The organism is Pseudomonas duriflava (genome assembly GCF_007830155.1).
GTDB lineage: Bacteria > Pseudomonadota > Gammaproteobacteria > Pseudomonadales > Pseudomonadaceae > Chryseomonas > Chryseomonas duriflava.
Genome location: NZ_VLKY01000002.1, coordinates 1 through 21310, shown reverse-complemented (window position 1 = coordinate 21310; position 21310 = coordinate 1). Strand labels below are relative to the sequence as shown.

General features: G+C 55.8%; 18 protein-coding genes and 3 tRNA genes. 13 read left to right on the top strand and 8 right to left on the bottom strand.

The annotated features are described in order from the left end of the window. Positions 1 to 87: 87 nt before the first annotated feature. Positions 88 to 1443 carry a CYTH domain-containing protein gene (locus tag IQ22_RS02550; RefSeq protein ID WP_145137653.1) on the bottom strand — a complete coding sequence of 452 codons (1356 nt, stop codon included), beginning with the start codon at positions 1441 to 1443 and terminating at the stop codon, positions 88 to 90. A 92-nt stretch (positions 1444 to 1535) separates the two neighbouring features. Here IQ22_RS02550 and IQ22_RS02545 point away from each other — a divergent pair, with 92 nt between their 5' ends. The 4 genes from IQ22_RS02545 to argA all read left to right on the top strand — a co-directional run bounded on the left by IQ22_RS02545 (position 1536) and on the right by argA (position 6086). Then, on the top strand, positions 1536 to 2213 hold the full coding sequence (locus tag IQ22_RS02545) for a TIGR00153 family protein (protein ID WP_145137651.1): 678 nt from the start codon (positions 1536 to 1538) through the stop codon (positions 2211 to 2213). Positions 2214 to 2248: 35 nt separating this feature from the next. Continuing rightward, on the top strand, positions 2249 to 3514 hold the full coding sequence (locus IQ22_RS02540; RefSeq protein WP_145137648.1) for an inorganic phosphate transporter: 1266 nt from the start codon (positions 2249 to 2251) through the stop codon (positions 3512 to 3514). 29 nt (positions 3515 to 3543) lie between these two features. Further along, positions 3544 to 4704, top strand: a complete 1161-nt coding sequence (argE, locus tag IQ22_RS02535) for an acetylornithine deacetylase (RefSeq protein WP_145137645.1) — start codon at positions 3544 to 3546, stop codon at positions 4702 to 4704. Positions 4705 to 4784: 80 nt separating this feature from the next. After that, complete coding sequence (gene argA / locus IQ22_RS02530; protein WP_145137642.1) at positions 4785 to 6086, top strand: amino-acid N-acetyltransferase; 1302 nt, start codon at positions 4785 to 4787, stop codon at positions 6084 to 6086. A 43-nt stretch (positions 6087 to 6129) separates the two neighbouring features. Here the strand turns inward: argA and gshA are convergent, their stop codons facing one another. The 3 genes from gshA to IQ22_RS02515 form a co-directional block, all read right to left on the bottom strand. After that, on the bottom strand, positions 6130 to 7728 hold the full coding sequence (gene gshA, locus IQ22_RS02525) for a glutamate--cysteine ligase (RefSeq protein ID WP_208733592.1): 1599 nt from the start codon (positions 7726 to 7728) through the stop codon (positions 6130 to 6132). Positions 7729 to 7892: 164 nt separating this feature from the next. Then, positions 7893 to 8276, bottom strand: coding sequence for a PaaI family thioesterase (locus IQ22_RS02520; protein ID WP_145137637.1), 384 nt, complete (start codon positions 8274 to 8276; stop codon positions 7893 to 7895). A 3-nt stretch (positions 8277 to 8279) separates the two neighbouring features. Next, on the bottom strand, positions 8280 to 10595 hold the full coding sequence (locus IQ22_RS02515; RefSeq protein WP_145137634.1) for a Tex family protein: 2316 nt from the start codon (positions 10593 to 10595) through the stop codon (positions 8280 to 8282). A 226-nt stretch (positions 10596 to 10821) separates the two neighbouring features. Here IQ22_RS02515 and ompR point away from each other — a divergent pair, with 226 nt between their 5' ends. Beyond that, on the top strand, positions 10822 to 11556 hold the full coding sequence (gene ompR / locus IQ22_RS02510) for an osmolarity response regulator transcription factor OmpR (protein WP_145137631.1): 735 nt from the start codon (positions 10822 to 10824) through the stop codon (positions 11554 to 11556). Positions 11557 to 11750: 194 nt separating this feature from the next. After that, complete coding sequence (locus IQ22_RS02505) at positions 11751 to 13064, top strand: ATP-binding protein (protein WP_145137628.1); 1314 nt, start codon at positions 11751 to 11753, stop codon at positions 13062 to 13064. Positions 13065 to 13066: 2 nt separating this feature from the next. Here the strand turns inward: IQ22_RS02505 and IQ22_RS02500 are convergent, their stop codons facing one another. From IQ22_RS02500 to rimA, 4 genes are read right to left on the bottom strand one after another with little or no spacing between them, the layout of a single operon-like run. Further along, entirely contained in the window at positions 13067 to 13978 is a 912-nt protein-coding gene (locus IQ22_RS02500; RefSeq protein WP_145137625.1) for a S66 peptidase family protein, read from the bottom strand. After that, entirely contained in the window at positions 13978 to 14883 is a 906-nt protein-coding gene (gene rimK / locus IQ22_RS02495; RefSeq protein WP_145137621.1) for a 30S ribosomal protein S6--L-glutamate ligase, read from the bottom strand. Before rimK ends, IQ22_RS02500 begins: the two co-directional genes overlap by 1 nt. After that, positions 14880 to 15356, bottom strand: a complete 477-nt coding sequence (gene rimB, locus IQ22_RS02490; RefSeq protein WP_145137618.1) for a retropepsin-like aspartic endopeptidase RimB — start codon at positions 15354 to 15356, stop codon at positions 14880 to 14882. The genes rimK and rimB overlap by 4 nt, the downstream gene beginning before the upstream one ends. 21 nt (positions 15357 to 15377) lie before the next feature. Next, positions 15378 to 16157, bottom strand: coding sequence for a S6 modification regulatory phosphodiesterase RimA (gene rimA / locus IQ22_RS02485; RefSeq protein ID WP_145137616.1), 780 nt, complete (start codon positions 16155 to 16157; stop codon positions 15378 to 15380). A 94-nt stretch (positions 16158 to 16251) separates the two neighbouring features. Here rimA and IQ22_RS02480 point away from each other — a divergent pair, with 94 nt between their 5' ends. From IQ22_RS02480 to tuf, 7 genes are all read left to right on the top strand, one after another. Beyond that, positions 16252 to 16671, top strand: a complete 420-nt coding sequence (locus IQ22_RS02480; RefSeq protein ID WP_145137613.1) for an RNA-binding S4 domain-containing protein — start codon at positions 16252 to 16254, stop codon at positions 16669 to 16671. Positions 16672 to 16980: 309 nt separating this feature from the next. Beyond that, complete coding sequence (gene hslO, locus IQ22_RS02475) at positions 16981 to 17874, top strand: Hsp33 family molecular chaperone HslO (protein WP_145137610.1); 894 nt, start codon at positions 16981 to 16983, stop codon at positions 17872 to 17874. Positions 17875 to 17993: 119 nt separating this feature from the next. Then, positions 17994 to 19532, top strand: coding sequence for a phosphoenolpyruvate carboxykinase (locus IQ22_RS02470; RefSeq protein ID WP_145137607.1), 1539 nt, complete (start codon positions 17994 to 17996; stop codon positions 19530 to 19532). Positions 19533 to 19759: 227 nt separating this feature from the next. Further along, a tRNA-Tyr gene (locus IQ22_RS02465) sits at positions 19760 to 19844 on the top strand. 22 nt (positions 19845 to 19866) lie between these two features. Further along, a tRNA-Gly gene (locus tag IQ22_RS02460) sits at positions 19867 to 19940 on the top strand. 14 nt (positions 19941 to 19954) lie between these two features. Then, positions 19955 to 20030: transfer RNA gene (locus IQ22_RS02455), tRNA-Thr, on the top strand. Between the two features lie 81 nt (positions 20031 to 20111). Then, positions 20112 to 21305: an elongation factor Tu gene (tuf, locus tag IQ22_RS02450; protein WP_145137604.1), complete on the top strand. Its 1194-nt coding sequence runs from the start codon at positions 20112 to 20114 to the stop codon at positions 21303 to 21305. Positions 21306 to 21310 lie beyond the last annotated feature (5 nt).

Sequence of the window (21310 nt, the reverse complement as noted above, 5' to 3'; positions counted from 1 at the left end):
CTTGATCATTTTATAAACAGTACGGCGTAGCGGAAAGCCTGGCCCTCTGCCAGCATGAAGAGGGCCAGTTGTTGATCGGCGGATCGTTTATCCGCGAAGAAGGGCTTTCCAGGATGCTAGTGTGATCAGTGTATGCGCCTGGGCACCTAAGGCTTCATCCGCGTCGTGTGCAATGAGGCTGGGCAACTTGGCCATTTCGCCGTACAGGCGGTCGATTTCTGGCAGCTCGATGGCTGGGCGGGCCAGGCGCAACCAGACAAGCATCCGCTCGATACGGGGCAGCTGGTCAGCCAACAGGCTGGGCTGGTTCAAGGCACGCTGAAGCGGGATTTCAGCGGCTTCTTCCGCCAAGGTACGCAGCAGCCATTTACCAACCGAGCGCTCACCCAACGTATTGCCGCGTGCGTTGCGCGAGGTAGTCCACGTGCGTTCGTGCAGCCAGCGCGCGGCAAGGAGTGAGAAATGTCCCCATCGTGGCTTTTCCAGTTCAGCGGCAAAGCGGGCCGGGGCTTGCTGGCGGGCCTCTTCGTCTTCTTGCCCAATCGTCGCCAAAGGCTTCCAATCGAGTAGCAAGGTATCAAGGGCCTGCCGCAGCTCGCGGCTGCTGGATCGCGGAACAGCTTGCCCCAGACTGCCGAGCAAAGCGCGCAGGTCTACCAAATGATGGACCCAGTCTACCAGCAGACGCCAATGACCATTCCAACGATACTGCTCGGCCAGCCGCTGACTGCTGCCCAGCAGATGCCAGGCCAGGGTTGAGAAGGCCGTATCCAGCGCTGTGGAAGGTGTTACCGTGGGGGCGGTGAGATAAAGCGTATAGCTGGCAGAATCATGCAGCCGGTAACCACGCTCGGCCTTGCTGATATCGCATGGCATCAAGGGTAGGTCAGCGGCCAGCTGTTCGGCCAGTTCAAGCAGGGTAGCCGGCTCGCCTTCACGCAATTCGAGCTCAAGCTCACAAATATCTTCGTGATATTCTCCGGCAACTACCTGGCCTAGATCAAGGGCGGCTTCGAGTGCCGTACGCGTATTGCCATGCTCCCAGGCAATCAGCGTACGCTCACGCGTGAAGTCAGTAGTGAAAATCGGTTTGAGCTGACGCTTATCGAGATGGGCCAGCGCTTCTGGCCAGCATTCTGGCCCAAGGAGGGACGTATCCAGCTCTGCTGTTTCCAGCGGCCATTCCCATTCGTTACGCTCGGACAGCCCGGCCATGCTCTGGCCGCGACTCTTAAGCGTCTGAATATAGCGGTCGCCGTCTCGGCGTACCCGCAAGGCCACGCGTGCATGAGCTAACTCACGCGTATCGGTGTCGTAATACTGGTTGAGCAGTTCGCTACGCTCCCAGCCTTCCTTGCTGTGTGTGTTCAACAGGGGATGTGCACGCAGCGCGGCGAGGGTTTCGCGGCTGGCGCGCAGCTTGATTTCAGTCTCTTTAGCCATGACAGCGCCTATTATGGTGAAATATTGATGCCCGATCACAAACACGAGCGGACCTTTTCCTGCTTGCCGCTCATTTCAACGGGGATTTAACAATGCCAACCAATCCGTTTGTCAGTCTATTCGGGCGCTCGCCGATCGGACCGATGCAACAACATATGGCCAAGGCGCACGAGTGCGCAGCGCAACTGCTTCCTTTCTTCCAGGCGGTCATCAACCAGGAATGGCCCACGGTAGAACAGGTGCAACAGAACATGGTGCGTCTGGAGCGAGAGGCTGACACACTCAAGAAAAGTGTTCGTCAGCATCTACCTAAGAGCCTGTTCCTGCCAGTTCCCCGTTCGGATCTGCTGGAACTACTCAGTGTACAGGACAAAATCGCCAACCGCGCCAAGGACATTGCGGGGCTGACTCTAGGGCGGCAGATGGCCATTCCGGAGAGCCTGCGTCCGGTTATCATGACCTATGTGCAGCGCAGCGTAGATGCCAGCGCTCAAGCCCTGAAGGCCATGAACGAGCTGGATTCTCTGCTTGAGACAGGCTTCAGCGGGCGAGAGGCGACCCGAGTCGAACTTATGGTGGAAGAGCTTTACGACCTGGAGCGGGATTCGGACCGTCTGCAGATCGAGGTGCGTCGCACTCTGTTTACTCTGGAAAAGGACATGCCTCCTGTGGATGTCATCTTTCTTTACCAGATCATCGACTGGATCGGCGATGTTGCCGACCGGGCCCAGCGCGTGGGTAATCGGCTTGAACAACTGCTGGCACGTTAAGCCGGCTCTTTTAGATTCACTGGATTTTACCGTTTATGTCTTTGATTGCGGATTACGGCTTCGTGCTGCTGGTTATGGCCTGTCTCTTCGGCTTTTTTATGGCCTGGGGTGTGGGCGCCAACGACGTGGCTAATGCCATGGGAACCTCAGTGGGTTCCCGTGCCCTGACCATTAAGCAGGCCATTTTCATCGCCATGGTATTCGAGTTCTGTGGCGCCTATTTTGCTGGCGGGCAGGTTACCGACACTATCAAGGGCGGAATCGTAGATGCCTCGGTGATTACACCGGACCTTATGGTGTTTGGCATGTTATCGGCCCTGCTGGCCGCTGGAACGTGGTTGATGATCGCCACTCTGAAGGGATGGCCCGTGTCTACGACCCATTCCATCATTGGCGCCATTATCGGCTTTGCTTCGGTAGGGGTGTCGATGGACGCGGTGAAGTGGGCGGCTATCGGGCCTATCGTGGCCAGTTGGGTGGTATCGCCTCTCCTATCAGGAATTGTTGCTTTCCTGCTGTTTATGAGCGTGCAAAAGCTGATTATCGATACTGATGAGCCGTTCCGTAATGCCAAGCGGTTCGTGCCGCTGTATATGTTCCTGACCGGGTTCATGATATCCGTAATGACGTTTACCAAAGGTCTCAAGCATGTTGGTATCAGTCTGAGTTCTGGCGAAAGTGTGCTGCTTTCGGTCGGGGTGGGGATATTGGTCATGCTGGTGGGAATAGCCATCCTGACCCGTATCAAGATCGACGAGGAAGCCGACAAGACTTTTCATTTTTCCAGCGTAGAAAAGGTCTTTGCCGTCCTGATGATCTTTACTGCGTGTTCCATGGCCTTCGCTCATGGTGCTAACGATGTGGCGAATGCGGTCGGCCCATTGGCAGCAGTCGTGAATGTCATTAACGCAAACGGTAATCTGGAAATCCTGGCGAAATCGCCGGTGCCGGCCTGGGTCCTCCTGCTGGGCGCAGTCGGTATCGTCATCGGCTTGGCTACATATGGCTACAAGGTAATTGCCACCATTGGCAAGGAAATTACAGAGCTGACACCAAGCCGTGGTTTCGCTGCCGAGCTGGCCACAGCCAGCACTGTAGTTGGAGCCTCAGCTATTGGCCTGCCGGTCTCTACCACGCATACGCTGGTGGGCGCTGTCCTGGGTATCGGCATCGCACGAGGTATCGGTGCGCTGAACCTGAGCGTAGTGGGTTCCATTTTTATGTCTTGGATCATTACCTTGCCGGCTGGCGCAATCTTGTCGATCGTGTTCTTCTCCATTCTGAGAGGTATTTTCGGCTAATCGGCTTGTAGAACTGTTGGAGGACTTCGATGATGTTGCCTACGCTCAAACAGCAATTTTCTGCGCTGCTCACCGAGTCCTCCGTCAGTTGTACCCAGCCTAGTCTGGATCAATCCAACCGGGGGGTTATCGACATCCTGGCCTCGTGGTTGGGTGATCTGGGGTTTCGCTGCGAGACACAGGAAGTCACTCCAGGCAAATACAACCTCATCGCAACCTACGGCACCGGGCCGGGCGGCTTGGTGCTGGCCGGGCATACCGACACGGTGCCTTATGATGAAGCCCTCTGGAGTAGCAATCCCCTGGCGCTGCGCGAAGAAGGAAATCGCTGGTACGGGTTGGGTAGCTGCGATATGAAAGGCTTTTTCGCTCTGGCCATCGAGGCGGTGCGGCCACTGCTGGACCAACCGTTCCGCCAGCCTCTCATTATCCTTGCGACGTGTGACGAAGAGTGCTCGATGTCGGGCGCCCGGGCCATTGCTGAAGCGGGGCGACCTCTGGCGCGTGCCGTGGTCATTGGCGAGCCCACTAGCCTGAAGCCCATCCGCCTGCACAAGGGCGTAATGATGGAGCGCATTGAAATTCTGGGGCAGAGCGGCCATTCCTCCGACCCTCGGTTGGGACATAGCGCTCTAGAGGCGATGCATGACGTAATGGGGGAATTGATGGGGCTACGCCAGCAATGGCAGCGTGACTACAACAACCCCTTCTTCAATGTTCCTCAGCCCACCCTTAACCTGGGCTGTATTCATGGGGGCGATAACCCCAACCGGATCTGTGGCCAATGTGCTCTAGAGTTCGATATACGGCCGCTTCCAGGCATGCGCCCAGACGAGCTGCGGCAGGCTATCCAGGCACGCTTGCAGCCGCTTGCCGAACGGCATGCCGTCCAGATCGATTATCATCCCTTGTTTCCAGAAGTGCCGCCGTTTGAAGAGCCTGCCACCAGCGAGTTGGTTTACCTCGCGGAAAAACTGACGGGTCATCGCGCCGAGGCGGTAGCCTTTGGCACGGAAGCACCTTATTTTCAGCAGCTCGGTTGTGAAACGCTGGTCCTGGGACCAGGCGACATCGCCTGCGCTCACCAGCCGGATGAACACCTGGACTTATCACGCATCGAACCCATGGTGCAGGTGCTGCGCCAGTTAATCGACCATTATTGCCTGTCCCCTTCGGGAGCCAAGGAGTGACCGTGCCGCTGCGACGACGATGAACGTTCCCGTCACCGTTCACCCCTACTATCTCTTTGCTGTCCAAGGCCCTTCGCTCCATGCATGACTATGTCAATTGGCTCCGCCACGCGTCTCCCTACATCAATGCCCATCGCGACCGTACCTTTGTGGTCATGTTGCCGGGTGACGGCGTAGAACATCCGAATTTTGGCAATATCGTCCACGACCTCGTGCTGCTCCATAGTCTGGGTGTACGTCTGGTCCTGGTTCATGGCTCGCGTCCGCAGATCGAGGCGCGGCTGGCGGCACGCGGAATCGCGCCACGTTATCACCGGGACCTGAGAATCACTGATACGCCTACGCTGGAATGCGTAATCGACGCGGTAGGTAGCCTGCGGATCGCTATTGAGGCACGCTTGTCCATGGACATGGCGGCTTCGCCGATGCAGGGCGCTCGCTTGCGGGTTGCTGGCGGCAATCTGGTTACTGCACGGCCTTATGGTGTGCATGATGGCGTCGACTTCCATCACACCGGTGAAGTACGTCGAATCGACCGCAAGGGTATTAACCGGCTGCTGGACGAGCGCACCATCGTGCTTTTATCCCCGTTGGGGTACTCCCCCACTGGAGAAATCTTCAACATCGCCTGTGAAGACGTAGCTACCCGGGCCGCCATCGATTTATCAGCAGACAAGCTGGTGCTCTATGGGGCCGAGCAGGGATTATTGGACGAGCAGGGCCGTTTGATTCGCGAACTGCGCCCGCAGCAGGTTCCACCCCATCTGGAGCGTCTCGGCAGTGGTAATTATCAGGCGGAGCTGCTTGATGCCGCTGCTCAAGCCTGCCGAGGTGGCGTACGCCGTAGCCATATTGTCAGTTATGTCGAGGACGGCGCGCTGCTCAATGAACTGTTCACGCGCAGCGGTGGAGGCACCCTGGTTGCTCAAGAGCAGTTCGAGTCGCTGCGGGAGGCAGATATCGGGGATGTGGGAGGACTGATCGATCTGATTCAGCCTCTGGAAGAGCAGGGCATCCTTGTACGCCGCTCGCGGGAAGTACTGGAGCGTGAGATCGACAAGTTCAGCATTGTCGAACGTGAGGGACTGATCATTGCCTGTGCCGCGCTGTATCCAATTGCCGACTCGAATGCCGGGGAGCTGGCCTGTCTGGCGGTTAATCCGGACTATCGGCATGGTGGTCGAGGCGATCAGTTACTGGAGCGTATAGAACAGCGCGCCCGCGCCCAGGGTCTTAAAACGCTATTTGTACTGACGACACGCACAGCTCACTGGTTTCGGGAGCGTGGTTTCGAGCCCAGCAGTGTTGATCGGCTGCCTAGCGCACGAGCTTCGCTTTACAACTACCAGCGCAATTCGAAGATTTTCGAGAAAGCGCTGTAACAAGCAGACATTCTGGCTGGCATGTCGCCAGCCAGAACTTATTCTAGACGCTTAATGTGCCCAGAATACTGGCTTGGTAACTGGCAACAAAGGCATCGAAATCGCCCTCATCGCTGGCTTCCAGCTCATGCTGCTCAGTTAGAGACTGCTGCGCCATGCGCTCGAACTGTTCGCGCTTTTCTGGGGCCAGTGGCTGCTGTCGGAAATACTCAGCATGGGCTTTACTCTGGCGCAGCGCAAAGTCAGCAAAGCTTTCTGCATGCGTCCTCATCTCGGCCAGTACCTGAGCTGAAGGCGTGAGCGAAGGGTCGATGAACTTCATGCGCTGCTCGTCCACGGCACGGCTGTAGGCATCCCCGCCGTTGGCAGCGTCCAACAGCTTGGCGCAGCGATCAATGCAACCCAGCAGGGTGTCAGCCCAGTCCATTAAGGCAACCGGTGCGCCATGATGCTGCAGGTGTAGGCCCGGCTTGCGGCCTTCTCGAACAACCTTTGTAAAGTTGTGGGTGCACTCGCGGCATTCATTGTTCAACGGTGGGCTTTCTTCCATTGCACAGAACAGCAGGAACGCATCGAGGAAGCGAGACTCAGCCAGATCTATGCCCATCGGCAGAAACGGGTTGATATCCAAACAGCGGACCTCAACATACTGAACGCCCCGGGCAATCAGAGCCTGTACTGGGCGCTCGCCTGTGCGGGTTACCCGCTTCGGTCGGATCGATGAGTAGTATTCGTTTTCGATCTGCAGGATGTTGGTATTGAGCTGGACCCATTCCCCATCGCGGTGTGTGCCGATTTCGGCATAAGGCGCGTATGGCGTACCCACGGCTAGGCGTAGGCTTTCCGTATAACTTTTCAGGTCGTTATAACAGGGCGTCAGGCTGGCCTGGGCGGCGCTCTGATAACCTAGGTCACTCATGCGCAGGCTGGTTGCATAGGGCAAGTACAGGGTGTCAGCGTCAAAGGTCTCCAGCTGATGCGGGCGGCCACGCATGAAGCCGACATCCAGTGCAGGGGACGCGCCGAACAGGTACATCAGAATCCAGCTGTAACGCCGGAAATTACGCGTCAGGGCGATGTAGCGGGCCGACTGATAGTCACGGTCGCTGCGCGTATCGTTTTCTGCGGCCTTCAGCATTGGCCAGAGGGCTTCTGGAAGCGAGAAGTTGTAATGAATACCAGCAATGCATTGCATCGTCCGGCCGTAGCGTACAGCCAGGCCGCGTCGGTAAATATGCTTGAGCCGGCCAATATTGGAGTGACCATATTCCGCGATGGGAATCTGCTCTTCCTCAGGTAACACGCATGGCATCGAAGGGCTCCACAAGAGTTCTTCTCCCAGCTGACGTACCGCGAAGCGATGAATCGTGTCCAGCGCGTCGATGACCTGCGCGGGATCCTGCGCCGTGGGTGTAATAAATTCCAGCAGCGCTTCGGAGTAGTCCGTCGTGATCTGCGGATGCGTCAATGCTGAGCCAAGGGCAGCAGGGTGGGGCGTCTGGGCCAGATTGCCCTGCGAATCGACGCGCAGCGTTTCGCGCTCGATACCATGCAGGCATTGAGTCAGTAGGGGCAGGTAGGCCGATTCGCCGAGCAGGGCCAGGCGGCGGGTCAAGATATCGCTCAAGATGTTTTCCTTCACTCGACAGTGGCCCCACTATGGGGGTGAGTCAGCCGGTGTACAAGCCTGACGAATAGACTTCGACCGACCCGTGCGGTTGCACCGGACGAGTCGAATGCGAAGACGCTGTACTGTAGCGATGCCAGGAGAGCCCGGTACAGAATGGTTGTGCCGGGCTCGCTCGCTTACAGGCAGGCGAAGGTAGCCTGGGCCTTGGCCACCAGTTTGTCGCCCTGGTAGACCTCTGCTTCGATGACATGGGTCTTGCGGCCAGGGTGGATAACCTTGGCGCGACAGACGATATCGCCTTCGCTCACACCGCGGATGTAGTTGACTTTGCACTCCAGAGTAACACTGCCAGCCTTGCCGTCGAACAGGCTGTGGCTCGCCTGGCCAAGGGCCGTGTCAATCAAGGAAAACACAGCGCCCCCATGCATCTTGCCATGCAGATTAAGCAGCTTGTCCTGCATGCTCATGTGCACTTCGGACTCACCGTTCTCCGCCTTGTGGATACGCATGCCTAGCAGTTGGCTGAACGCGCTGTCTTTGCCCGCCGTAGATTGGTTCATCGGTTATTTCCTCAATTGTTTCGCATTGGCAAACAGTGCCGCCATGGCTCCGGTAGCCGCAGGCTTATTATTGGTATGGGATTCGCGAGACGGTTTGGTGCGCGCCTGTCCGCCGCGAGATTGGCCGCGTGTACCCTCGACCTTTTCTCCAGGTGTATCACTCATGCGCATCGACAAACCGACGCGGTTGCGCGGAATATCTACTTCCATGACCTTCACCTTGACGATATCGCCGGCCTTCACCACTTCATACGGATCTTTGACGAATTTCTCCGACAGAGCGCTGATATGTACAAGCCCGTCTTGGTGTACGCCTACATCAACGAATGCGCCGAAATTAGTCACGTTGGTTACCACACCCTCAAGCACCATGCCGGGCTTGAGATCCTTGAGCGACTCGACGCCTTCTTGGAACTCTGCTGTTTTAAACTCAGGACGCGGATCGCGGCCGGGCTTGTCCAGCTCGCTCAGGATGTCCGTTACGGTGGGTAGACCGAAGGTTTCGTCAGTGAACTTCTTCGGGTCCAGCCGCTTGATAAAGCTAGAGTCCCCAACAAGGGAGCGAATATCGCGACCCGTATCGGCCGCAATACGCTCCACTACTGGGTAAGCTTCTGGGTGAACGGCCGAGGCATCCAGAGGGTTGCTGCCATTCATTACCCGTAGGAAGCCAGCGGCCTGCTCAAATGTCTTCTCGCCCAGGCGGCTGACCTTCTTAAGCTCGGTCCGGGACTTGAACGCGCCGTTCAGGTCCCGGTGGGCCACGATGTTTTGTGCCAGGGTTGCGTTAAGGCCGGAAATCCGGGCCAGTAGGGCCGCGGAAGCGGTGTTTACATCCACGCCAACGGCGTTCACACAGTCCTCGACCACGGCATCCAGGCTGCGCGCCAGTTTGAGCTGGGAAACGTCATGCTGGTACTGCCCTACACCAATGGACTTAGGCTCGATCTTCACCAGTTCGGCCAGCGGATCCTGCAACCGACGGGCAATAGACACTGCACCGCGCAGGGATACGTCCAGGTCCGGGAACTCTTTCGCAGCCAACTCCGACGCAGAATAAACCGATGCGCCGGCCTCGCTGACCATGATCTTGGTCATCTTTAGGCCAGGGTATTTCTTGATCAGCTCACCGGCCAGTTTGTCTGTCTCGCGACTGGCCGTACCATTACCAATGGCGATCAGGTCAACGGCATGCTTGGCGCAGAGCTTGGCCAGGGTGTCGAGGGTCTGGTCCCACTGATTCTTTGGTGCATGGGGGTAAACGGTGTCGGTGGCCAGCAACTTGCCGGTCGCGTCCACCACGGCGACTTTAACGCCGGTGCGTAGGCCAGGGTCGAGACCCAGTGTGGCGCGCGGCCCGGCCGGTGCCGCCAGTAGTAGGTCATGCAGGTTGCGCGCGAACACGCTGATGGCCTCGTCTTCGGCCTTTTCGCGCAACTCGCCCAATAGGTCGGTTTCCAGCGAGGTATACAGCTTGACCTTCCAGGTCCAGCGTACAACTTCGGCGAGCCATTTGTCCGCCGCGCGACTCTGGTTCTTAACTTCAAAATGCTCGGCGACCATCACTTCGCATGGATGAAGTGTGCCAGGCGCTTCGTCGCCTACTTTGAGCGAGGCGCTGAGAATGCCCTCGTTACGGCCACGGAAAATTGCCAAGGCGCGATGCGACGGTACGTTCTTGAACGGCTCGTCATGCTCGAAGTAATCGCTGAACTTGGCACCTTCCTGCTCTTTTCCGGTTACCAGTCGAGCCGACAGGGTTGCTTCCTGCTTAAGGAAACCGCGCAGCTTTTCCAATAGGTTGGCATCTTCGGCAAAGCGTTCCATCAAGATGTATTTGGCGCCTTCCAAGGCGGCTTTGACATCTGCGACACCCTTGTCGGCATCCACGTAGCGCGCCGCTTCGGTCTCGGGCGTCAGGGTGGGATCGGCCAGTAATGCCTCGGCCAGTGGGCCAAGGCCTGCCTCTAGGGCAATCTGGCCCTTCGTGCGGCGCTTTTGCTTGTAAGGCAGATAAAGGTCTTCAAGGCGGGTCTTAGTCTCAGCCAGCTTGATGTCACGCGCTAGCTCAGGTGTGAGTTTGCCTTGTTCCTCAATGCTGGACAGGATAGCCGTCCGGCGTTCTTCCAGCTCACGCAAGTAGCGCAGACGCTCATCGAGATGACGCAGCTGGGTATCGTCGAGGCTGCCGGTAACTTCCTTTCGGTAACGAGCGATGAAAGGAACGGTCGAGCCCTCGTCGAGCAATGCCACTGCGGCAGCGACCTGTTGAGGGCGGACGCCGAGTTCCTCGGCGATACGGGAGTTGATACTGTCCATGGAACCACCTGAAAACAGAGGAGCGGGCCTGACCGGCAGGCTTGAAATCCAGGCATTATAACCACCAGTAACCTGGGCGCTGCGCCAATTTGGCGTATACGTGATCAAGCTTTTTCTTGGATCCGCTCGGGAACCCCTGTTATGGGGAAAAATCTGCTAACAATGGTTTGTCCTGTTAATAATAGGGCTTACGCCATAATCTAATGCCGTCTTTCAAGGAGTTCACATGAGTACCACGCCCGTCTCGGAAGGTGAAAAGATTCTGGTCGTCGATGACGATGCCCGGTTGCGCCGCCTGCTCGAGCGCTTTCTGGACGAGCAAGGCTATCGTGTACGTACGGTAGAAAGCACCGAGCAGATGGATCGTTTGATGGCGCGCGAGCTGTTTCATCTCGTCGTGCTGGATCTGATGATGCCAGGAGAAGATGGCCTTTCGGCCTGTGCCCGTCTACGTGAGCAGAATAACCAGATTCCCATCATCATGCTGACTGCCAAGGGTGATGAGGGTAGCCGTATTCAGGGGCTTGAGCAGGGCGCCGACGACTATCTGGCTAAGCCTTTCAATCCGCGTGAGCTGCTGGCTCGAATCAAGGCAGTGCTACGTCGACAAGCGCCTGTCGTGCCGGGGGCACCAGGAAGCGAGGACGAGGTCGTCACCTTTGGGGATTACGAGCTGTCGCTGGCCACCCGCGAACTCAAACGCGGCGATGAAGTGCATATGTTGACCACCGGTGAGTTCGCTGTCCTCAAGGCGTTAGTCCAGCATGCCCGCGAGCCTCTAACCCGTGACAAGCTGATGAACCTGGCCCGTGGCCGTGAATGGGATGCGCTGGAGCGCTCGATTGATGTCCAGATTTCTCGCCTGCGGCGAATGATCGAGCCGGATGCTTCCAAGCCGCGTTATATCCAGACCGTTTGGGGAGTAGGCTATGTCTTTGTGCCGGACGGTGCAAAATCCTGACTACCAGTAACAGAGCATAAGGGTCACCGCAGAAGCAGTGGCCCTTGCCCACGCCTGTCTTGATAGGCGAAGCCCGGATGCTACAGGCTCAACAGCTATGTCCGGGATGAACAGCCAAAGGAGCAAGGTTTGCCTGTGCTAGCAGAGCATTACCGCCTCGTATTTCTTTGTTTCGTGACGAACGGGCAGGGCTCATGAAAACCCCCGCGTGGTTTCCGCAAAGTTTTTTCGCCCGCTCGCTATGGCTGGTGCTCATTGCGGTTTTATTTTCCAAGGCCCTGACGCTGATCTACCTGCTCCTGAATGAGGATGTTCTGGTTGATCGTCAGTACAGTCATGGCGCAGCGCTTACCCTGCGTGCGTACTGGGCTGCAGACGAATCGGATCGCCCTGCCATTGCCCAGGCTGCAGGCTTGCATTATGAGTCGCCTGAGACTGTACCGGCTGGTGAGTATCATTGGCCTTACAGTCAAATATTCGACAGACAAATGCAGGAGGAGCTAGGGCCTGATACTCAGGTCCGGGTTCGCGTACAGCAAGGGCCGGCGCTCTGGGTACTGGCCCCGTCATTAGGGCCAGACTGGATCAAGATTCCTCTCTATGCCCATCCACTGCGCGGCCAGCGAATCTGGAGCGTGTTGGGATGGTTCCTCGGAATCGGCCTGTTTTCCACAGCGGTGGCCTGGGTTTTCGTCGGTCAGCTCAACCGTCCCTTGAAACGACTGGTGCATGCTGCACGGGAGTTAGGTAAAGGCCACAGTGTGCGGCTGCCTGAGCAGAGCGCGCCGAGTGAAATCATGGAGGTTTATCACGCTTTCAATCAGATGGCCCATGATGTGGAGCAGGCCGGACGGGAGCGTGAGCTGATGCTGGCTGGCGTCTCTCATGACTTACGTACCCCGCTGACCCGGCTGCGCCTCTCCGTAGAGCTCTTGCCCAACGCGGATGAAATGACCGAAGACATGATTCGCGATATCGAGGACATGAACGTTATTCTCGATCAGTTTCTAGCCTTCATTCGCGATGGGCGAGATGAGCCTTTAGAAGAAACGGACCTCAATCAGCTGATCCAGGAAGCCGTTTCCCCCTACAACCAGACCGAAGAGCGGGTGCGTCTGTATCAGACCAGCGTGCCGCCTGTTGTTCTGAGACGAGTATCGATCAAGCGGTTGCTGATCAACCTATTGGAAAACGCGCTAAAGCACGGGGGCAGCGCTGTTGAAGTAGCAGCCTATGTGGGAGGGGATGCTACAGCCCCGTATGTGGTCCTGAGCGTACTGGACCGCGGGCCAGGTATTGATCCGCAAGACATGGAAGAGATCTTCAACCCGTTCATACGTGGTAATCGTGCACGTACCGGTTCAGGGACGGGGCTGGGTCTGGCTATCGTCAAGCGGATTGCAGCGCAGCACGGCGGCAGCGTGGAGCTACGTAATCGAGAGGGCGGTGGGGTGGAGGCTCGTGTGCTCCTCCCCTTGGGCCTTTTGTTGCCACGTACTGCCAGCTGAGTTCAAGCCCACCGGAGCTCTGTAGCGCTGATCGTCGCATCCCGTCCATAAGGCCAGGCCCTATTAGCGGGGCCATGGCCGCTGGGAAGGCCGGCATACAAGGGGATATCCCAGGGCGCGAGCCATTCCGCCACAATCTCCTCAATGCTATGGGCGACTCCTTTGCGTGGGCAGTCGGTAAAAGTGCCCAGACACACTGCACCTAGTTGATGCCTATCGATGCTGTGTAACAGCTGCCAAAGGCTACGCTCGATTCGATAATATGGCTCGCCTACGTCTTCCAGGATCAAAATCGACCGTGGCGGCACATAAAGCCCGTGGGCAGTCCCGGCTACACTGGCCAGGGCTGTCAGGTTACCGCCGATCAATGGCCCTCGAATGGCATCTTTCGGGCCGCTAAGCTGGCGGGTCGGCAAGGTATGCAACTGCTCTTTCAGTAGATCGAGCAGGCTAAACAGAGACGCCTCATGTATTTCCTGCTGCTCTGCTTCGTCATAACTTCGCGCCCAGGCAGTAGCCACCGGCCCATGGATACCGGTCAATCCATGACGATGAAAGTCGCTGAGCAGAACGGAAATATCTGAAAACCCAATCAGGGGCTTTGGCGTCACGCGACGCAAGCGCTGCCAATCGATATGCGGAAGCAGATGGGCGCAGCCATACCCGCCCCGCAGACACCAGACTGCAGTGGTTTCGGGGTTTTCGTAGGCGGTATACAAATCAGTCAGACGCTCCTCAAGCGTTCCGGCCAGGTAGCGATGCCGAGCCTGCACATAGGCGCCCGGCAGGTAGTTAATTCCCAATGCCGTCAGGCGCGCATACGTTGCCTCAAGCGCCTCTACAGCAATAGCCGCCGCAGGGGCAATCAAGGCGACTCGGCCCGCAAAGGTCTGACAGGATGCGGTATCGCTCATTAGCCCTTGCCCTTGGTTCGGGTTAAATTGGGGCCGCTATTTTTCTCTAAATACTGAATGATGATGCCGGCAATATCCTGTTTGGTTGTCTCCTCAATACCCTCTAGGCCCGGCGATGAGTTGACCTCCATAACGAGCGGGCCATGGTTGGAGCGCAGAATATCCACACCGGCCACGTTCAGGCCCAGTACCTTGGCCGCGCGAATAGCTGCCATGCGCTCTTCGGGCGTGATTTTGACCAGACTGGCCGTGCCGCCCCGGTGCAGGTTGGAGCGGAACTCTCCTGGTTTGGCCTGACGCTTCATGGCAGCGATGACCTTGTCGCCCACGACAAAGCATCGAATGTCAGCGCCGCCGGCCTCGCGAATGTACTCCTGCACCATGATGTTTTGCTTGAGGCCCATAAAGGCTTCTAAAACGGACTCGGCCGCTTTTTCCGTCTCACACAGCACGACACCGATGCCTTGCGTACCCTCGAGGAGTTTGATGACCAGGGGAGCCCCGCCTACCATGCGAATCAGGTCCGGTACATCATCCGGTGAGTGAGCAAAACCGGTTACTGGAAGGCCCACGCCTTTGCGGGACATAAGCTGCAATGAGCGCAGCTTGTCACGTGCCCGGCTGATCGCAACGGACTCGTTGAGCGGAAAGACACCCATCATTTCGAACTGACGCAGCACGGCGCAGCCATAAAACGTAACGGAAGCGCCAATCCGAGGAATGACCGCATCGAACCCTTCGAGCGGCTTTCCACGATAATGAATCTGGGGTTTATGACTGGCAATGTTCATATACGCGCGCAACGTGTCGATTACGACCATTTCATGGCCACGTTGCTCACCAGCCTCCACTAGGCGACGAGTGGAGTACAAGCGAGGATTACGCGAAAGCACAGCGATTTTCATGCGGCACCCGGAGCGGGGGAAAGGGATAGGGTTGGTTTGTCTTGGGCATAACTGACGGCCGGATTCACGATCAAGCCACCTTCGATCAATGCTTTCGATCCTAATAACAGGCGATAGCGCATACTTTTACGGCAGGCCAGAGTGAATTCCACGGGCCAAGAACGTTCGCCTAGGGCCAGATGTGTCCGGATGACATAGCGGGTTTGCGCATGGCCGTTGGAGCTGCGAATGGTTTTCCTAGCAACCAGCGGCGCCTCGCAATGCCGATGCCGTGACTGTACCAACGTGCCGAGATGAACAGTGAAGCGCACCCAGCGCTCACCGTTTCGTTCAAAGGGGGTAACTTCTGTAGCGTGAAGTGCTGATGTACTGGCGCCTGTGTCGATCTTGGCCCTGAGACCGATCACGCCTAATTCAGGCAAGGCGACCCATTCCCGCAAGCCGATGACGGCCAGATCGTCGAGTGTCTTCAAGCGCTATCCTTGAAATGAGGCTTAATGCCCCCATGTCTGGGTATCGATGAGTGCCAGCGTATTGAACGCCGGTTTGGCAAAGAAATAACCTTGCATCAACATAATGCCGTGGTCGCGTAGACAATCGCGCTCTGCAGAGGTTTCTATACCTTCGGCGATGATACGCACATTCAGCTCTGTACAGATGGAGACGATGCCACGAACAATCGCTTGGCGTACAGCGTCACGATCGATATTGCGAATCAGAGCCATGTCTAGCTTGATCAGGTCCGGCTGAAAATCAGCTAGTAGATTTAAGCCCGAGTGGCCTGCTCCGAAGTCGTCAATGGCTGTCATGAAACCGAACTGCCGGTACTCGCGCAAGATATGCGTGAGATGCTTGTTGTTACTCATATGTTCACTCTCGACGGTTTCAAAAATAAGACGTTCGAGAGGAAAGTTATGGGCCTGTGCGGCTTCTAATGTACTTCGAATGCACAGTTCTGGACGATAGACAGCGTTTGGCAAAAAGTTGATTGATAACTTTTCCTGCATTCCCAAAGCGCTGGCGTTGGCAATCGCCTGCGTGCGGCAGCGCTGATCGAAACGGTAGCGGTTCTGGTCGTTTACCCGCTCGAGTACGCTGAGTGCACCTTGACCTTCCGGGCCGCGTATTAAGGCTTCGTGAGCGAAGATACGACGACTTTCTACGTCTACGATAGGCTGGAAAGCAAATGAAAAGTCGAAGTTCAACGGCTCGCTCTGTTGGCAACCCTGGCAGCGTGTCGGCTGAGTCAACTCTTTAGGGAAAAATGTAGTCATAGTGGTACCAAAGGCGGGCGTAAAAATAAACGCTCGGTGCATGAGCAATCAGTTAATGGTTAATGCAAAAACGCATCCTGGAGAGCTTTAATTAATGACGTTAGCGCAACAGGCAAATGACGAAAAAATCCGGTTGGATAAATGGTTATGGGCTGCACGCTTTTTTAAAACCCGAGCACTAGCCAAGGCGGCTATTGAAGGTGGCAAGGTCCAGTGTCGAGGGGAGCGGTGCAAGCCCAGCAAGGAACCCAAGGTCGGCGAAGAGCTGACGATTCGTCAGGGTTTCGATGAAAAGACCGTCGTGATTACGGCCTTATCACAGCAACGCCGTGGTGCACCCGAGGCGCAGTTACTGTATCGGGAGACCGAAGAAAGTCTTGAGCGAAGAGAGCGTGCTGCCTCATTACGCAAAGCAGGAGCCTTAGGCATGACAACGGAGGGGCGGCCTTCCAAAAAACAACGTCGCCAGATTCACCGGTTTTGGGGCGATGCCGATCAGCGCTCTATGGACTGAGATGGCCTTGTTCTACAGGTCGGACAAAATATGTTGATGAGCCTGGCTGAAGTCTCACAACGTGATCGGCAGCGGTAACGAGCGCCAGTTTTATACGAGTCATGGCTAAGAGCCAGATTTTACGGCTCAAAGCTGAAGGCTGACTTAAGGCCTTACTTGAAGATCAAGAAATGTCTACTCGACCCTTTGGCTTGGAAGAGTAAGGCATTGTTCATAAAATGAAGTAAACCTAGGCAACTAAGTAGGAAGCGTGACCGTATTCGTCTCGGCCACGTGTTTGTCATTTCCCTTTTCAGGCACATCTCTGTTATGACTCCATTCGATTACACTCAACGCTTCCTCTTCGATGAAACCGATGTAAGAGGTGAGCTGGCCTTGCTGGAGCGCAGCTACATCGAGGTCCTTGCTAAACATACCTACCCGGAACCTGTCGCCCAGTTGCTGGGTGAGATGCTGGCGGCGGCTGCTCTGTTATGTGGGACACTGAAATTTGACGGTCTGTTGGTTCTCCAGGCGCGCTCCAGCGGCGCTGTGCCGTTGCTGATCGTTGAGTGCTCAAGCTCTCGGGAGGTAAGAGGAATTGCCCGGTACGATGCGGAAGCTATTCCTGCCAACGCTACTTTGCAGGATTTGATGCCTGAGGGTGTGTTAGCGATTACGGTCGATCCGACCAACGGTCAGCGTTATCAGGGGATCGTCCCATTAGAAGGTCAGACCTTGGCAGAATGCCTGTCTGGCTACTTTGCAACCTCTGAACAGCTTCCTACACGCTTCTGGCTCAATGCCGATGGCCGTCGTGCCCGCGGGCTGTTGTTGCAGCAGTTACCAGCCGATAAGCACAAAGATAAAGAGGTGCGTGAAGCGAGCTGGCAGCATCTGACAACCCTGGCTGATACTCTAACGGCTGAGGAGCTGTTGAGCTTGCCTAATGAAACTGTGCTGCATCGCCTGTATCACGAAGAAGCTGTTCGCCTGTTTGATCCGCAACTCGTCCATTTTAATTGCAGCTGCTCAAGGGAACGATCCGCAAATGCGCTTGTCTCTCTGGGCCAGGCGGATGTCGAATTGCTATTGCATGAGCAGGGCGGGCAGATCGAAATCGATTGCCAGTTCTGTAATGAGCGTTATCTGTTCGACGCCGCTGATGTCGCTCAGATTTTTGCCGGCGGTGGTAGCCAAACACCGCAAGAAACCCGTCACTAAGCATTGCAATCAGGAATAGGCTTTCTGGCATAATCGCGACTTCGGTTTTTATGTAGCCAAGATCGGTTTCAGCTACAAATTAAAAAAGGACCGGCCGAGTGCCGACGGGGAACTACACGATGCAAGCCAACGTTTATACCGATATTAGCGCCGCGCAGCTGGTCGAAGAGGCGCTTCGGCGCGGCGAGGGTGAGTTAGCCGCCAATGGCTCTCTTGTAGTCAAGACAGGACATCGCACGGGACGTTCGCCAGCCGATCGCTACATTGTTGAAGAAGTTTCGACTCGTGATGCGATTGATTGGGGTGCTATTAACCGTCCATTCCCGGCGGAAAAATTTGATGCGCTATGGGAGCGAGTCTCCAGCTATCTGGGTGAGCGTGATCATTTTATTTCGCATGTTCATGTAGGCTCTGATCCTGAACACTACCTGGCAGTAAAAATGACCACCGAGACGGCGTGGCATAACCTTTTCGGCCGTTGCCTCTTCATTAATCCAGAAAGCTACAACCCACAGTCCCGTCCTGAATGGGAAATTCTGAATGCCCCCTGGTTCGTCTGTGAGCCTGAGCGTGATGGTACCAATTCTGATGGCACCGTAATTATCAACTTTGCAGCCAAGAAAGTGCTGATTGCAGGTATGCGTTACGCGGGCGAGATGAAGAAGGCTATGTTCTCTGTGCAGAACTTCCTTCTGCCCGAACGTGATGTTCTGCCGATGCATTGCGCGGCGAATATGGGAGAAGACGGCGACGTCACGTTGTTCTTCGGCTTGTCCGGGACAGGTAAAACTACCTTGTCTGCAGATGAGAGTCGTTACCTGATTGGTGATGACGAGCATGGGTGGGGTGTAGGTACTGTCTTCAATATTGAAGGTGGGTGCTATGCCAAATGCATCGACCTGTCCGAGAAGAATGAGCCGGTGATCTGGAAGGCTATCCAGTTTGGTGCTGTTCTGGAGAACGTGGTGCTCGACCCACAGACGCGTAATCCTGACTACGCGGATGACAGTCTCACACAGAACAGTCGTGCTGCTTATCCCCGTGAGCTGATCGACAAGCGTGCTGAGTTAAATCGGGGTGGTGAGCCGAATGCGGTCATTTTCCTGACCTGTGATCTAACCGGTGTCCTTCCGCCAGTATCTATTCTCAATAATGAGCAGGCGGCGTATCACTTCTTGTCCGGTTACACTGCCTTGGTAGGTTCTACTGAAATGGGGTCTGGCCCGGGAATCAAATCTACGTTCTCAACTTGCTTCGGGGCACCATTCTTTCCTCGTCCAGCCGCTGAATACGCAGAGCTGCTGATCAAGCGGATCAATGGCTTTGGGTCTAAGGTATATCTTGTAAACACAGGATGGACGGGCGGCGGCTATGGGGTAGGGAAGCGCTTCAGCATTCCTACGACTCGGGCAGTCATTGCGGCTATTCAAAGTGGCGCGCTGGTAAATGTCGAGACTGAGCATTTACCAATTATTAATCTGGACGTTCCTAAGGCTGTTTCAGGTGTTGATACCGTGTTGTTAAATCCGCGCAACACATGGTCGGATCCGAATGCTTATGATGAGGCTGCCAGGGCGCTGGCAACCAAATTTGTCGAAAACTTTAAGAAGTTCAGTGGCGTCTCTGAAGCCATTAAGGCGGCAGGCCCACAGCTTTAAGTACGTATAGCTATAAAACAAAAGGTCGCCTCGGCGGCCTTTTGTTTTATAAAGAGATTTTTACAAATTATGCGTTTTAGTAATTGCATGTCTGCGACTAAATGCATAAAATGCGCCCGCTCTGGTGATGTAAGGCCGCTTAGCGGCAGCCCAGGCAACGTAAGTTGAGGTTTTTAAAGAAAATCCTTGACACGACGGCGGCAAGAAAAGAAAATGCCGCCTCCTTTGGAGGGATTCCCGAGCGGCCAAAGGGATCAGACTGTAAATCTGACGTCTACGACTTCGAAGGTTCGAATCCTTCTCCCTCCACCAAATTGCAAGAGCTGCAGGCTATGCGGGTATAGTTCAGTGGTAGAACCTCAGCCTTCCAAGCTGATGATGCGGGTTCGATTCCCGCTACCCGCTCCAGTTTGTTGTTGATTGCTCATGTAGCTCAGTTGGTAGAGCACACCCTTGGTAAGGGTGAGGTCAGCGGTTCAAATCCGCTCATGAGCTCCATTATTAAGGGCAGATATGTGAATATCTGCCTTTATTTTATGGCGGCGTTACTTGCTCAATTCTTGATGGGAGAGAGTGTCGATGGCTAAAGAAAAATTTGAACGTAACAAACCGCACGTCAACGTCGGCACCATCGGCCACGTCGACCATGGTAAGACAACGCTGACCGCTGCGCTGACCAAGGTTTGCGCAGAAACGTGGGGCGGCTCCGCGCGTAACTTCGATCAGATCGATAACGCACCGGAAGAAAAGGCTCGCGGTATCACCATCAACACCTCCCATGTTGAATACGATTCGCCTGTTCGTCACTATGCTCACGTTGACTGCCCGGGTCACGCTGACTACGTGAAGAACATGATTACCGGTGCTGCGCAGATGGACGGCGCTATCCTGGTATGTTCCGCTGCTGACGGCCCCATGCCGCAGACGCGTGAGCACATTCTGCTGTCCCGACAGGTAGGCGTTCCTTACATTGTCGTGTTCCTGAACAAGGCCGACATGGTTGATGATGCCGAGCTGCTCGAGCTGGTAGAAATGGAAGTTCGCGATCTGCTGAACACCTATGACTTCCCGGGCGATGACACTCCGATCGTTGTTGGCTCCGCGCTGATGGCGCTGGAAGGCAAAGACGATAACGAAATCGGTGTATCGGCTGTACGTAAACTGGTAGAAACTCTGGATGCTTACATTCCTGAGCCGGTTCGTGCCATTGATCAGCCGTTCCTGATGCCAATCGAAGATGTATTCTCCATCTCTGGTCGCGGTACTGTTGTGACTGGTCGTGTTGAGCGCGGTATCGTTAAAGTGGGTGAGGAAGTTGAAATCGTGGGCATTCGTGCTACGACCAAGACTACCTGTACCGGCGTTGAAATGTTCCGTAAGCTGCTTGACGAAGGTCGTGCTGGTGAGAACGTTGGCGCTCTGCTGCGTGGCACCAAGCGTGAAGACGTTGAGCGTGGCCAGGTTTTGGCCAAGCCGGGCACTATCAAGCCGCACACTAAGTTTGAGTGCGAAGTGTATGTGCTGTCCAAGGAAGAAGGTGGTCGTCATACCCCATTCTTCAAGGGCTACCGTCCGCAGTTCTACTTCCGTACTACGGATGTAACTGGTAACTGCGAGCTGCCGGAAGGCGTTGAGATGGTAATGCCGGGTGACAACATCAAGATGGTTGTTACCCTGATCGCTCCGATCGCCATGGAAGAAGGTCTGCGCTTCGCGATTCGTGAAGGTGGCCGTACCGTTGGTGCCGGCGTGGTTGCCAAGATCGTCGAATAAAATCG

Excerpts from the sequence above, each read along its gene's own strand:
- IQ22_RS02550 (WP_145137653.1), bottom strand. The coding sequence starts at position 1,443 with ATGGCTAAAGAGACTGAAATCAAGCTGCGCGCCAGCCGCGAAACCCTC.
- IQ22_RS02545 (WP_145137651.1), top strand. The coding sequence starts at position 1,536 with ATGCCAACCAATCCGTTTGTCAGTCTATTCGGGCGCTCGCCGATCGGA.
- IQ22_RS02540 (WP_145137648.1), top strand. The coding sequence starts at position 2,249 with ATGTCTTTGATTGCGGATTACGGCTTCGTGCTGCTGGTTATGGCCTGT.
- argE (WP_145137645.1), top strand. The coding sequence starts at position 3,544 with ATGATGTTGCCTACGCTCAAACAGCAATTTTCTGCGCTGCTCACCGAG.
- argA (WP_145137642.1), top strand. The coding sequence starts at position 4,785 with ATGCATGACTATGTCAATTGGCTCCGCCACGCGTCTCCCTACATCAAT.
- IQ22_RS02520 (WP_145137637.1), bottom strand. The coding sequence starts at position 8,276 with ATGAACCAATCTACGGCGGGCAAAGACAGCGCGTTCAGCCAACTGCTA.
- IQ22_RS02515 (WP_145137634.1), bottom strand. The coding sequence starts at position 10,595 with ATGGACAGTATCAACTCCCGTATCGCCGAGGAACTCGGCGTCCGCCCT.
- ompR (WP_145137631.1), top strand. The coding sequence starts at position 10,822 with ATGAGTACCACGCCCGTCTCGGAAGGTGAAAAGATTCTGGTCGTCGAT.
- IQ22_RS02505 (WP_145137628.1), top strand. The coding sequence starts at position 11,751 with ATGAAAACCCCCGCGTGGTTTCCGCAAAGTTTTTTCGCCCGCTCGCTA.
- IQ22_RS02500 (WP_145137625.1), bottom strand. The coding sequence starts at position 13,978 with ATGAGCGATACCGCATCCTGTCAGACCTTTGCGGGCCGAGTCGCCTTG.
- rimK (WP_145137621.1), bottom strand. The coding sequence starts at position 14,883 with ATGAAAATCGCTGTGCTTTCGCGTAATCCTCGCTTGTACTCCACTCGT.
- rimA (WP_145137616.1), bottom strand. The coding sequence starts at position 16,157 with ATGACTACATTTTTCCCTAAAGAGTTGACTCAGCCGACACGCTGCCAG.
- IQ22_RS02480 (WP_145137613.1), top strand. The coding sequence starts at position 16,252 with ATGACGTTAGCGCAACAGGCAAATGACGAAAAAATCCGGTTGGATAAA.
- hslO (WP_145137610.1), top strand. The coding sequence starts at position 16,981 with ATGACTCCATTCGATTACACTCAACGCTTCCTCTTCGATGAAACCGAT.
- IQ22_RS02470 (WP_145137607.1), top strand. The coding sequence starts at position 17,994 with ATGCAAGCCAACGTTTATACCGATATTAGCGCCGCGCAGCTGGTCGAA.
- tuf (WP_145137604.1), top strand. The coding sequence starts at position 20,112 with ATGGCTAAAGAAAAATTTGAACGTAACAAACCGCACGTCAACGTCGGC.